Origin of the sequence: Streptomyces amritsarensis, from assembly GCF_001953875.1 — a bacterium.
In the GTDB taxonomy this organism is placed as follows: domain Bacteria; phylum Actinomycetota; class Actinomycetes; order Streptomycetales; family Streptomycetaceae; genus Streptomyces; species Streptomyces amritsarensis.
In genome coordinates, this window is the sequence record NZ_MQUR01000065.1 from 1 (window position 1) to 13,092 (window position 13,092).

Here is a 13,092-nt window from a genome sequence, read left to right on the forward strand (position 1 = left end):
GGCGAGGTGGTCGGTGTCGTCGATGTCGAGGAGGGTGATGCGGTGGGGGTATTCGTTCTGTGCGGTGCGGATGAGGCCGGTGAGGGCTGAGGCGGGGAGGTCGTGGATGTCTTCGTCGGTGGTGAGGGCGGTGGCTCGGCGGGTGAGGATGATGATCCGGGTGGAGTCGAGGGTGGTGTCGGTGAGGAGTTCCTGGAGGACGGCGAGGGTGTCCTGGACCGCTTCGTGCACGTCCGCGAAGCTCTCCGACACGGCGATGAACGAGGGCAGTTGGGCGCCGTCGCCCAGAGCCGTCCGCAGTTCGGCGACGTCGGCGTACGTGTCGCCCGAGACGGCCGCCGCCAGCCCGTGCGGGTCGGACCCCAGCACGGCCCACAGCCCCGCCGAAGTCTCCACGGACGCCTGCGGGACGGGCTTCCACACCAGCCGGTGCAGCCCGGAGCCCTGCCCCGCGCCCGTGCTCCGCGCGGCACGGAGGTCGCCGGCCGGACGCAGCGTGATCGAGTCGATCGTGACGACGGGCCGGCCCTCGGGGTCCGTCGCCGTCAGCGAGGCGGTGTTCGCGTCGACCGGAACCACGTGCACGCGCAGCGCGGTCGCACCCGCGGCGTGCAGGGTGACCCCGCTGAAGGAGAACGGGATGGTCAGCTCGGTGCCGTCACCGAGCAGCATCGCGTGCAGGGCCGCGTCGAGGAGCGCCGGGTGGATGGCGAAGGCCGAGGCGTCGGCGTGCTGTTCCGGTGTGAGGGACACCTCCGCGAACCGCTCCTCGCCCGCCAGCCAGGCCCGGCCCAGGCCCTGGAAGACCGGCCCGTACTCGTAACCGCGGTCCGCAAGGCGCTCGTAGACGTCGTCGAGCGGGACCGGCCGCGCGCCCTGCGGCGGCCAGACCGGCGCCGCCGCCGGGACGGGGTGCTCGCCGGCGGCCAGTACGCCCGAGGCGTGCCGGGTCCACTCCGCGTCGCCCGCGCCCTCAAGACGGGAGTGGACGGTGACGGACCGGGTGCCCGACTCCCCGGCCGGACCGAGCGCGACCTGGAGGTGGACGCCCCCGTCCTCGGGGACGAGCAGCGGCGCCTCCAGCACCAGCTCCTGGAGCCGGTCGTGGCCGAAGCGGTCGCCCGCGGAGACGGCCATGTCGACGAGGGCGGTGCCGGGCAGCAGGACCGTGCCGACGACCGCGTGGTCCACGACCCACGGGTGGGTACGGCGTGACACGCGGCCCGTGAACAGCACGCCCTCACGGTCGGCGAGGCTGGTCACCGCACCCAGCAGCGGGTGCTCCGCCGGGGTGAGGCCCAGCCCGGACGGATCCTCCGCCGTGACCGGGGTGTCGAGCCAGAACCGGGTCCGCTGGAAGGCGTACGTCGGCAACTGGACCCGCCGGGCGCCCGTACCGGCGAACACGGCGGACCAGTCCACCGCGATGCCGTGGCAGTGGGCCTCGCCGAGCGCGAGCAGCAGCCGCCCGGCCTCGTCCTCGTCGCGGCGCAGCGTGCCCAGGGCCGTGCCCCGCACACCCGCCTCGTCGAGGGCCGCCTGCACCCCGATGGTGAGCACCGGGTGCGGGCTGACCTCGATGAAGGTGTGGTGCCCGGCGGCGAGGAGCTCCCCGACCGCCTGCTCGAACTGCACGGTCTCGCGCAGGTTCTGGTACCAGTACCCGGCGCCCATCACACGCGCGTCGAGCAGCAGCGCACCGGTCAGCGACGAGTAGACCGGCACGTCCCCCGGACCCGCCTCGATCCCGGCGAGGAGCTGCGCCAGCTCAGCCTCCAGCTCTTCCACATGGGCCGAGTGGGAGGCGTAGTCCACGTCGACGAGACGGGCCCGCGCCCCCTGCTCCTTGGCCTGGGCGAGGAACTCGCGCAGGGCCTCCGGATCCCCGGAGACCACGGTCTGGGCCGGGCCGTTGACCGCGGCGACGGAGATCCTGCCCTGCCAGGCGCCGATCCGCTCGCGAACCCACGCGGCGGGCTGGGCCACGGACATCATGCCGCCGCGGCCCGACAGCACGGTCAGCGCGCGGCTGCGCAGCGCCACCACCCGGGCCGCGTCCTCGACGCTCAGGACCCCGGCCACGCACGCCGCCGCGATCTCGCCCTGCGAGTGGCCGATCACCGCGGCCGGTTCGACCCCCAGCGAGCGCCACACCGCGGCCAGGGACACCATCACGGACCACAGGACGGGCTGTACGACGTCCACGCGCTCGAAACCGGGAGCCCCCTGCGCGCCCCGCACGACGTCCAGGAGCGACCAGTCCACATGCGGCTCCAGGGCCGCCGCGCACTCGGCCATCCGGTCGGCGAACACCGGGGAGGATTCCAGCAGGCCGGCCGCCATGCCCACCCACTGTGCGCCCTGGCCCGGGAAGACGAACACGGGGCGGGCCGCCGGCCGGCTCTGCCCGGTGACCACGCCACGGGCGGTGGCGCCGTCGACCAGTGCCCGCAAACCCTGCTCCAGCTCCGCGCGGTCGCCGGCGACCACCGCGGCACGCCGGTCGAAGTGGGCGCGGCCCACGGCGAGGGAGTGGCCGATGTCCGTGAGCCGGACGCCGGGGTTGTCGCGCAGGTGGTCCAGCAGCCTGCCGGCCTGCGCCCGCAGCGCCTGGTCGGTCTTCGCGGACACGAGGAAGGGGACGGGTGAGGCTTCGGCGGACCCCGGCTCCGACCCCGGCTCCGAACCCGGCTCCGACCCCGGCTCCGGCTCCGGCGCCTGCGGCTCCTCGGCCTGCTCCAGCACGAGGTGGGCGTTGGTGCCGCTGACACCGAACGAGGACACGCCGGCGCGGCGAGGCCGGTCGGCCTCCGGCCACGGTGTGGCCTCGGTCAGCAGCGACACCGCGCCGCTCGACCAGTCCACGTGCGAGGTCGGGGTGTCCACGTGCAGGGTGCGCGGCAGCAGGCCGTTGCGGATCGCCATGACCATCTTGATGACACCGCCCGCGCCGGCCGCGGCCTGCGTGTGCCCGATGTTCGACTTCAACGAGCCCAGGAACAGCGGGCGGCCGGGGGCACGGTCCTGGCCGTAGGTGGCCAGGATCGCCTGGGCCTCGATGGGGTCGCCGAGCCGGGTGCCCGTACCGTGCGCCTCGACCGCGTCGACGTCCGCGGCCGACAGGCCGCAGGCGGCGAGCGCCTCACGGATGACCCGCTCCTGGGAGGGGCCGCTGGGGGCGGTGAGTCCGTTGCTGGCGCCGTCCTGGTTGACGGCCGAGCCGCGGATGACCGCGAGGACCTCGTGTCCGTTGCGCCGCGCGTCGGAGAGCCGCTCCAGCAGCAGCATGCCGACGCCCTCGCCCCAGCCCGTACCGTCCGCGGCCTCCGCGAACGACTTGCAGCGGCCGTCCGCCGACAGTCCGCGCTGGCGGCTGAACTCCACGAACATGCCGGGGGTCGCCATCACCGTCACACCGCCGGCCAGGGCCAGTTCGCATTCGCCGGCCCGCAGCGCCTGGGCGGCCGTGTGCAGCGCCACCAGCGAGGCCGAGCACGCCGTGTCGACGGTGACGGCCGGGCCCTCCAGGCCGAGGGTGTAGGAGGCGCGGCCGGAGACCACGCTCGTGTACGTGCCGGTCAGCAGGTAGCCGCCGACGCCCTCGCCCGCCTCGTGCAGCCGCGGACCGTAGTCCTGCGCCATGGCGCCGACGTACACGCCGGTACCGCTGCCGCGCAGCGCCGCCGGATCGATCCCGGCGCGCTCCACGGCCTCCCACACGGTCTCCAGCACCATGCGCTGCTGCGGGTCCATGGCCGTGGCCTCGCGCGGGCTGATCCCGAAGAACTCGGCGTCGAACCGGTCGACGTCGTGCAGGAACCCGCCCCGGCGGGTGTACGAGGTGCCCGCGCGGTCGGGGTCCCCGTCGAAGAGGGTCTCCAGCGCCCAGCCGCGGTTGCCGGGGAACTCGGAAACGGCGTCGCGCTCCTCGACGAGCAGCCGCCACAGGTCCTCGGGAGACTCCACCCCGCCCGGGAAGCGGCAGGCCATGGAGACGATCGCGATGGGCTCGTCGGAGCCGTGGTCCCGGCGCGCGACAGCACGGGACGCGGGCCGCTGCGCGGGCGCCGTCCCGGAGAGCTCGGCGAGCCGGGCGGCCAGCTTCTCCGGGGTGGGCCGGTCGAACAGCAGGGTCGTGGGCAGGCGCAGCCCGGTGGCGGCGACGAGCCGGTTGCGCAGTTCCACCGCGGTCGCGGAGTCGAACCCGAGCTCCTGGAAGGTGCGGACGGGGTCGATGTCCGCGCCCGAGCCGCGGCCCAGGACCAGGGCCGCCTCGGCACGCACCAGGTCCATCAGGAACCGGGCCGTGCGCTCGGGGCCCCCGCCGGCCCCGGCGGGGGCCCCGGTGGCGGCGTCGTCGAGCCGGAAGGGGTACGTGGGCAGGGCGACGACCGGTGTGTCCGCGGGGAAGACGGGGCTCCAGTCCACCGGGGCGCCGTGCGCGTACGCCTCGGCCGCGGAGGACAGGAAGCGGTGCGGGCCGTCCGCGCCGCGCCGCAGCGAACCGACCACGGCGGCGGTGGACCCGGCTGCCTCCAGGGTCTGTTCGAGGGGCAGCGTCAGCACCGGGTGCGGGCCGATCTCCACGAAGAGGTCGTGGTCGGCCACGCACCGGACCGAGCTCTCGAACAGCACGGTCTCGCGCAGGCTGCGGAACCAGTACGAGGCGTCCAGCGAGCGGGTGTCCAGCAGCGCGCCCGTCAGCGCCGAGTAGAAGGGGATGCCGCCCTTGCGCGGGCGGATCGGGGCCAGCGCGGTCAGCAGCTCCTCGTGGATCTCGTCGACGTGCGCGGAGTGCGCCGCGTAGTCGATGGCGACGCGCCTGACCCGCACGCCCTCGGCGGTGAGCTCCTCCTGGAGCCGCTCGACGGCGTCCAGGTCGCCTGCCACGGTGATCGAGCGCGGCCCGTTGACGCCCGCGACGGCCAGCCGTCCGCCGTACGGGGCGATCCTCGCCCGCACCTCGTCGAGGGGCAGCAGGATCGAGAGCATGGAGCCGCGGCCCGTGAGCCGGGCCTGGGCCTTGCCGCAGAGCGCGCTGGTGCGGGCGCCGTCCCGCAGGGTCAGTCCGCCCGCGACGACGGCCGCGGCCATCTCCCCGATGCTGTGGCCGACGACCGCGGCCGGCTCGATGCCGAAGGAGCGCCAGAGGGCGGCCAGGCCCAAGGAGGTCGCGAACAGGACGGGCTGGACGACGTCGACGCGGTCGAGCGCGGGCGCGCCGGGCGCCCCGCGCAGCACGTCCTCCAGGGACCAGTCGACGTACGGGGCGAGCGCGTCGGCGGTGGCCCGGACACTGGCGAGGAAGACGTCCGAGGCGTCGAGCAGGTCGGCGGCCATGCCGGGCCACTGCGCGCCGTGTCCGGGGAAGACGAACACGGCCCGGTCGCGTGGCACGGCGGTGCCGCCGACGCGTCCGGGTCCGCGGCGGCCCTCGGCGAGCGCGGCCAGCTCCTGCGTGAACTCCGCGCCGGTGGCGGCCAGCAGGACGGAGCGGTGGGCGAACGCGGTGCGCGAGACGGCCAGCGAGTGGCCGATGCCGGCGACGTCGGCGTGTTCGCCGGCGCCCTCGGCGAGCTGTGCGAGGAGCTGCCCCGCCCGGGCGCGCTCGGCCTGCGCGGTGTGCCCGGAGACCACCCACGGCAGCACACCGGCCCGGAAGGCGGCCGGCCGGTCGGCGAGCCGTTCGCGTGCACCGCCGCCGGACGTCACGCCGACCTCCACGGCCCACACCACCCCGTCCCCGTCGACCGCCCGGACCAGCCCGGCCCGCCCGGCCGCGGCCGCCCGCACCACCTCGCCGAGCCGGGTCCCGGCGCCGCCGGCTCCCGCTGCGGTCGTGGCGGGGCCGCCGTCACCGTCGGCTGCGGGCCGCTCGGCTGCGGGCAGTTCGGTACCGGGCAGCTCGGCGGGGCCCGCGCCCGGGGCGTCCGGTCCGTGGGCCTCCTCGCCTTCGGTGACCGTCCGGCCCGGGACAGCGGTCCCGGATCCGGCCTCCGGGCCGGCGTCGGCATCGGGCGCCGGGCCGGTGGCGCCGAGGACGGCGAGGATCCTGTCGCCGTGCGCCTGCGCCCGGGGCAGGGGCCTGAGGACGACGACCGTGCCGTCCGCGGTGCCCGCGAGGGCGATCGTGCTCTCCCCGCAGCGCAGGCTCTCGGCCGCGAGGTGCACTGCCTCCGGCGCGGACGCGGCGCCCGCACGGACGGTCCGGTGCACACCGTCCAGGCCCAACACGGCCGCGACCTTCCCGGCGAGGCACTCGGCCCCGGCCCCGCCCTCGTCGTCCGGGCCGAGGAAGAGCCCCGTACCGGCGGCCCCGCGCAGCGAGGCCGGTACGATCCCGGCGTCCTCCAGAGCCTCCCAGCACAGTTCCAGCAGGGACCGCTGCCGCGCGTCCACCGATGCGGCCGCCTCCGGTCCGATGCCGAAGAACGCCGGGTCGAAGCCCTCGGCGGGCCCGCCCGCTCCCGGAATGCGGCAGGACAGCCCGATGACGGCGACGGGCTCCCCGGTGGTCCCACCGGTCCCGGCGGTCCCGGCGAACTCGGCCTCGCGGCGGGTGGTCTCGACAGACATGCGGATCCTCACTCCAAGTCCAAAGGTGTTCCGGGGAGCAGCACTTCGAGGGGGCCGCCCGGAACACCCGGGAGGCGACCCGCCTGTACGACCGGACCGCGCGCGGCGGCTACCACTCCACGCGCAGCCGGGCCAGACCGCGCGTGCCGAGGCCGTCCTTCCACACCACGGCGTCGGGCCCCGCGGCCGTCCGCAGGGTCGGGAACCGCCGGGTGAGGCGCCCCAGCACGATCTGCAGCTGGAGCCTGGCCAGCGGGGCGCCGAGACAGCGGTGGACGCCGTGGCCGAAGGTCAGGTGGGCGGCGTCGCGCCCCTGCGGATCCAGCAGCCCGGGCTCCGGGAACGTCCTGCCGTCGCGGTTGCCGTGCAGCAGGGAGACGATGACGCCCTCCCCGGCCTGGACGGTGACGCTGCCGAGCGGTACGGGTTCCACCGCCACCCGGGGGAAGCTGATCGGGGTGGAAGGGGTCAGCCGGAGCAGCTCCTCGACCGTGGGCGCCAGCCGGTCGGGCTGCCCGCACACCTCCCCGTACGCGGCCGGGTCGTGGAGCAGGGCGTGCACGGACAGGCCGAGCTGCCCGACGACGGTCTCGTAGCCGGCCATCAGCAGGGTGAGCCCCATGGTGAGCAGCTCTCCCATGGACAGGTCGCCCTGCTCGTGCGCCGCGATCATGGAGGTGAGCAGGTCGTCCTGCGGGCGGCGGCGTTTGCGGTCGATCAGGTCGGCCATGTAGTCGATGAGTTCGAGGCGGCGGCGGGCCTTCTCCTGCGGGGTGCTGGCCGAGATGTCGAACAGCACCTCGACCCAGTCGCGGAAGCGGGTGGCGTCCTCGGGCGGTACGCCGAGCAGCGAGCACAGGACGGCCAGCGGCAGCGGTGCGACGAGCGCCTCGATGAGGTCGGTGCCGGGGCCCGACGCCTCCAGGGCGTCGAGGTGGCGGTCGGCGAGCTCCTCGACGGCCGGTGCCATGGCGGCGGTGCGGCCGGTGGTGAACGCCTTGGTCACGACGCGCCGCAGCCTGGAGTGATCCGCTCCGTCCATGCTCATCATGGAATTCGGCACGGGCTGGGCGTCGTTGAGCTTCGGCGCCTGCGGCGCGACGGCCTCGGCACGGCTGAACCTCCTGTCCGTCAGGACCCGGCGGGCCAGCGCGTAGTCGCACACCAGCCACATCTTGTCGCCGGCGGGCGTGAAGAACGGGACGACGTCGATGCCGTCCGGAACGTGCCCCTCCGCGGCCACGTACTGACCGAGGAACTCCGGAAGCGGGCCCAGCGGGCCAGCGCTGCGGTGCTTCATGCCTTTCCTCCCCGTTGTGGTCGGCGGTCAGGTGCTCAAAAGCCGGCGCTCGGCCTCGCGCAGCACCGCGATCGGCCGGTTGAACGCGATGCGCACGTAGCTCTCACCGGCGGCGGGGTCGGCGAAGAAAGGTGTCCCGGGCACCACCAGCACCCCCGTGCGGTCCAGGAGTTCGCGGACGAAGCCGAGGCTGCCCTGCCGGCCGCCGGTGAGCGGGGAGATGTCGGCGAAGAGGAAGCAACCGCCCTCCGCGGGGGTGAACTTCATGCCCGCACGGGAGAAGACGTCCTGGGCGAGGTCGCGCCGGTCGGCCATCTCGGCCGCGGCGACCGCCAGGTCGATGCCGTGGGCGGTGCGTCCGGCGGCCACCTGGAGGGGGACCGCGGCGCCCAGCGTGGTGAGCTCGTGCACCTGGCGCAGGGCAGCCGTGCGCACGGGGTCGGAGCGCAGGAAGCCCAGGCGCCATCCGCTGACGGCGTGGCTCTTGGACAGGGATCCGACGACGATGCTGCGCTCGGCCAGCCCGGGTACGTCGGCCACGGACAGATGCGTGCGGCCGTCGAAGACGAAGGCGCGGTAGACCTCGTCGGAGATCACGGTGACGTCCCACCGCTCGCACAACTCGGCTATCTCGCCCAGTTCCTGGCGGGTGAGGACGCGTCCGGTCGGGTTGCCGGGGGTGTTCAGGACGACGGCCCGGGTCCGGGGGGAGAAGGCGGCGGCCAGCTCGGCGGGGTCGAAGCGCCACTCGGGCGCGTGCAGCCGTACGTAGCGGGGTACGGCCCCGGTCAGTTCGACGGCTGCGGTGAAGTGGTCGAAGCCGGGGTCGAGGAGGACGACCTCGTCGCCGGGATCGACGGTCGCCAGCAGTGCGACGAAGAGGGCCTCCGTCGCGCCCGCGGTGACGGTGATCTCGGTGTCCGGGTCGGTGGGGCCGCCGAGGGACTCCGCGATCCGCTGCCGCAGCGCCGCGTCCCCGTTGGGGTGCTCGTACTGGTTGTGGCCGGCCCGCATGGCGCGGGCCGCCTCCTCGATCATGTCCGCGGAGGTCTCGGGATGGCCGGGGGTGCCGACCGCCAGATCGACGGCGTCGCGGGTCCGCGCCAGCATGAACACCTCGGTCAGCCCGCTGCCCTTGAGCCTCGCCGCACGCGACGAGACGGGCGGCCTGTGGGCCCGTGAGTGCGTCATTTCCGATCCTCCTGCTCATGCCGAATCGACTGAATGAGATGAATAGGGAGGCGCAGTGCGGACGCGGAGAAAATGGCCGTAGCCGTTCCGCTTTACCTCTGGTGCCTCGTGGAAAGCCGAGCCGGCGGCGATGGGAATTCTGCCGAGCCGCTGCGGAGAAACTCTGGCCGAGAATGAACATACCTGCCGCCCGGGAGGCGGAGAACAGAACGGCAACCGACAGCGGACAAAGGCTGTTCAGTTGTTCGATGGGTCGCTTGTTCCCGTCCCGTCGACGGGACGGCAAGGGCGCGGCGAGGTGCGGCGCGGGCGGCTTTGGCGCGCCTTTAGCACGTGCTGCGAGCCTCCACACCTGTTCTGTTGGCCCCTTCACGTGGAGGCACGATGGCGATTCAGGTCGGCGACATCGAGGGATCGAGAACGGGTCGGCCCCCTACGGGCCCCGAGGCGACACCGAGGGCGCGCAGGGGCGTGGGCGAGGATCCGCGGCGCGGCCAGGTGCTGACCACCAAGGTGGGACTGCAGATGCCTGCGGGGATGTCCTTCGACGACTGGGAGAAGGCCGGCCGCCAACTGTCCGGAATCGTGGATTCCTCCTCGTGGTGGCTGGGCGACTGGCTCGTGTACGGGAAGGACCACTACACCGACCGCTACCAGCGCGGGATCCGGGCCGCGGGGCTCCAGTACCAGACCCTGCGCAACTACGCCTGGGTCTCGCGCCGGTTCGACTTCAGCCGACGGCGGGGCTCCCTCAGCTTCCAGCACCACGCGGAGCTGGCGTCCCTGCCGCACGACGAGCAGGAGACCTGGCTCGATCGCGCCGAGCAGCGCCGGTGGACCACCAAGCAGCTGCGCAGCGCCATCCGTGCCGCGCGCGAGAGCCAGGACCGGGTCCGGGTCCCCGCGGAGCCGACGCGCAGGCTGGAAGTGCCGGGCAGCCGCCTGGAGTGGTGGCACAAGGCGGCCGAGCAGGCGGGCGTCGACTTCGAGCGGTGGGTGCTCGTCACCCTGGACAGCGCGGCGAAGCAGGCCCTGGCGGAGCTCGGCAGGCTGGAGGCCGCCGCGGACGGGCCGGCGGAGCTCATGGCTGCGGCCGCGTCCGGCGGGCGGCCGGGGACCGGGGGGCCCTTGGAGATCGAAGGGCCGAAGCCGCCCGCGGGGACGGGGGAGCGCGAAGGACCGGCCCTCGATGCCTGAGCACCGCGCGCACGACGCAGGCCCGCACGGCCCGCAGGGCCCGCACTCCGCGGGGGAGTGCGGGCCCTGAGGGGCCCGGGAGCCGAGGCCCCCGGGCCCCGTCCGGCCGGTCAGGGCAGCTGCCGCATGAGGTCGGCCGTGTCGCGCTGGCGCGTGCACCCGCTGTGGGTGAAGGAGTCCAGCACCCGCCCGCGCACCTCGGCGGGCTGTTCCTGGCTGAGTTTGAACATGCCCTCGGCTCCGGTCACCGTGATCCGGAAGGCGCCCACGGCCGGCAGGAGCTGGTGGAAGTAGCCGATCGAGTCGGTCATGTCCCAGCCCGAACCGAACTTCGCCTCCTCGAAGGCGCGCACGGTGGACTGCACGACGTCCATCGTCTCCTCGCTCGATTCGATCTTCTCCACCACACCGCGCACGTGCACCGAGGTGAAATCCCACGTCGGGGCCGCCGGTGATTTCTCGTACACCGTCGGGGAGACATAGGAATGCGGGCCGGTGAAGGTCAGCAGGACGACGCCGCCGGTCTTCATGGCCGCCCAGTGCGGATTGGCCTTGTTCATGTGTCCGAGCAGCCTGGCACCCGAAAGGTCCGGCGCCCATTCCTCGTTCGCCCTCGGATCGGCGATGACCGGCAGATGCGTGGCGAACGGGCCGTCCTCGGCGGTCCCGTTGATCACCGCCAGCGCCAAGGGATTGTCGCGCATCAGATCTGTCATCCATGAACGGTCCGGTTCACGGTAGTTACTGGGGACGAACATCCGGGATTCACCCTTTCAGTCGGCGCCGCGCGCGAACACATGGAAATCCGGACCGACCGTACATCCGTCCTGTCACCGGGACACGGGTCTTCGGTATTCGGTTCGCGCAAAGGCCGTTCGGATTGCTTTGTTGGTGACTTCAGGTTGGCGCCGGGACGTTCTCCGGCGCAATACTGAATAAAGGTCTCCCGGAACACCGGTCGAGATTCCAAGACGCTAGCGGGAGAATTGTCTATGGGTACAACGAGTACGCATGAACACGAGATTCACGACGTGGTGGGCATCGGCTTCGGCCCGTCCAACCTGTCGCTCGCAATCGCTCTGGAAGAGCACCGGGCCAACGTTCCGGACCGTCCGGTCAAGGCCGCGTTCTTCGAGCGCCAGGCGTCGTTCGGCTGGCACCGCAATATGCTGCTGCCGTCGACGACCATGCAGATCTCGTTCCTGAAGGACCTGGCCACCTTCCGCAATCCGGTGTCCAGGTTCAGTTTCGTTTCGTATCTGCACGCGGCCGGGCGACTGGTGCAGTTCGTCAACAACCAGGACTTCTTCCCGACCCGGCAGGAATTCCACCAGTACCTGGAATGGGCGGCGGCGGGCCTCGCCGACCGCGTGTCCTACGGATCCGAGGTCACCGCGATCCGGCCCGCCGGGGACACCGGGTCCGGATCCCCCGACCACCTCCTCCTGGAGGTGCGGGGCGCCGGTGGCGGCGTCAGGGTGGTCAGGGCGCGCAACGTGGCCATATCGACCGGCCTGGTGCCCCGCCTGCCGGCCGGGGTGAGCGCCGACGAACGGGTTTGGCACAGCTCCGAGTTCCTGGAGCGGTTCCGCGGCCTGGACCCGAACGAGCTCAAGAGCGTGGCGGTGGTCGGCGCCGGCCAGAGCGCCGCCGAGATCACCCGGTTCCTGTACGACATGCTCCCGCACGCGCGCGTCAGCGCGGTCATCCCGTCCTACGGCTACTCCGTCGCGGACGACACACCCTTCGCCAACCAGGTGTTCGACCCGGCCGCCGTCGACGAGTACTACTTCGGCACCGACCAGGCGCGGGAGGCCTTCTGGCACTACCACCGCAACACGAACTACTCCGTCGTCGACGACGAGGTGATCCGCGACCTGCACCAGCGCTCGTACGAGGAGGAGGTGCGCGGCCACAAGCGGCTGCACTTCCTCAACCTGACCCGGGTGGCCGACGTCGCCAGGGTCGGCAACGAGACGCGGCTCACCCTCACGTCGCTGCTCGACAGCGAGCCGCAGGAGCTGGACGTCGACGCGCTCGTCTTCGCGACCGGCTACGAGGGCATGGACCCGGCCGGCCTGCTCGGCGACTTCGACCGGCACTTCCTGCGGGACGAGGCCGGCCGGCACCGGGTGGAGCGCGACTACCGCCTCGTCACCGCGTCGGGGCTGACCTGCGGGATCTACCTTCAGGGCGGCACCGAGCACACCCACGGCCTGTCGTCGTCCCTGCTGTCGAACATTGCCGTGCGCAGCGGGGAGATCGCCGACTCCATCGTCCTGCGCAGGGCCGAGCAGGAACTGGCCGGCGAGCGAGCCGTCGAGGCCGCGGGCGCGGCGGTCCGGGCCTGACCGGATTCTCCCCCGGCACGGCCGAAGGGTGGGCCCCGGTGCTGTCCGTCCAGCACCGGGGCCCACCCTTCGGCTTTCACCGGCCCTTCCGCGCAATGCGCGGAACACCGGATTCACTTCATGCGGCGTCGGCGGAAACCCGGTCCGCGGCCATTGCCTCGCGCAGGCTCTTCGGCCGCAGGTCGGTCCAGTTCGCCTCGACGTGCTCCAGGCACAGCTGGCGGCTTTCCTCGCCGAATACGACGCGCCAGCCGGCGGGGATCTCGGCGAACGACGGCCACAGCGAATGCTGCTCCTCGTCGTTCACCAAGACGTAGAACCGGCCGTCGGCGTCGTCGAACGGGTTGCTGCTCATGCATCCACTCCAATTCAAGCCGTTCACGCTCCGATTCCCGGACGGGAAACGGACCGTCATCCATTAATGGGGATGGAGTTGGCGAGACCGCCGTGCCCGATCATGGCACCTTTCGGGCGCCC

7 protein-coding genes are annotated in these 13,092 nt (G+C 73.0%); 2 read left to right on the forward strand and 5 right to left on the reverse strand.

What is annotated here, in order from left to right; translation table 11 throughout:
• The 3 genes from AVW11_RS24320 to AVW11_RS24330 all read right to left on the reverse strand — a co-directional run.
• On the reverse strand, positions 1-6,576 hold a 6,576-nt coding region (locus tag AVW11_RS24320; RefSeq protein ID WP_143568887.1), incomplete at its 3' end, for a type I polyketide synthase.
• 109 nt (positions 6,577-6,685) lie between these two features.
• Positions 6,686-7,876: a cytochrome P450 gene (locus AVW11_RS24325; protein ID WP_076045906.1), complete on the reverse strand. Its 1,191-nt coding sequence runs from the start codon at positions 7,874-7,876 to the stop codon at positions 6,686-6,688.
• Positions 7,877-7,903: 27 nt separating this feature from the next.
• Entirely contained in the window at positions 7,904-9,067 is a 1,164-nt protein-coding gene (locus tag AVW11_RS24330) for a pyridoxal phosphate-dependent aminotransferase (RefSeq protein ID WP_076045908.1), read from the reverse strand.
• A 384-nt stretch (positions 9,068-9,451) separates the two neighbouring features.
• Here AVW11_RS24330 and AVW11_RS37820 point away from each other — a divergent pair, with 384 nt between their 5' ends.
• Complete coding sequence (locus AVW11_RS37820) at positions 9,452-10,264, forward strand: LmbU family transcriptional regulator (RefSeq protein WP_167389251.1); 813 nt, start codon at positions 9,452-9,454, stop codon at positions 10,262-10,264.
• 110 nt (positions 10,265-10,374) lie between these two features.
• Here the strand turns inward: AVW11_RS37820 and AVW11_RS24340 are convergent, their stop codons facing one another.
• Entirely contained in the window at positions 10,375-11,022 is a 648-nt protein-coding gene (locus AVW11_RS24340) for an FMN-binding negative transcriptional regulator (protein ID WP_060180554.1), read from the reverse strand.
• Positions 11,023-11,256: 234 nt separating this feature from the next.
• Here AVW11_RS24340 and AVW11_RS24345 point away from each other — a divergent pair, with 234 nt between their 5' ends.
• Positions 11,257-12,615 (forward strand): lysine N(6)-hydroxylase/L-ornithine N(5)-oxygenase family protein, encoded by a 1,359-nt coding sequence (locus AVW11_RS24345; RefSeq protein ID WP_060180553.1) that lies wholly within the window; start codon positions 11,257-11,259, stop codon positions 12,613-12,615.
• Positions 12,616-12,733: 118 nt separating this feature from the next.
• On the opposite strand, the gene AVW11_RS24350 is transcribed toward AVW11_RS24345, so the two are convergent.
• A complete protein-coding gene (locus tag AVW11_RS24350; protein ID WP_060180552.1) occupies positions 12,734-12,970 on the reverse strand; it encodes an MbtH family protein in 237 nt (78 codons plus the stop codon).
• Positions 12,971-13,092: the final 122 nt, after the last annotated feature.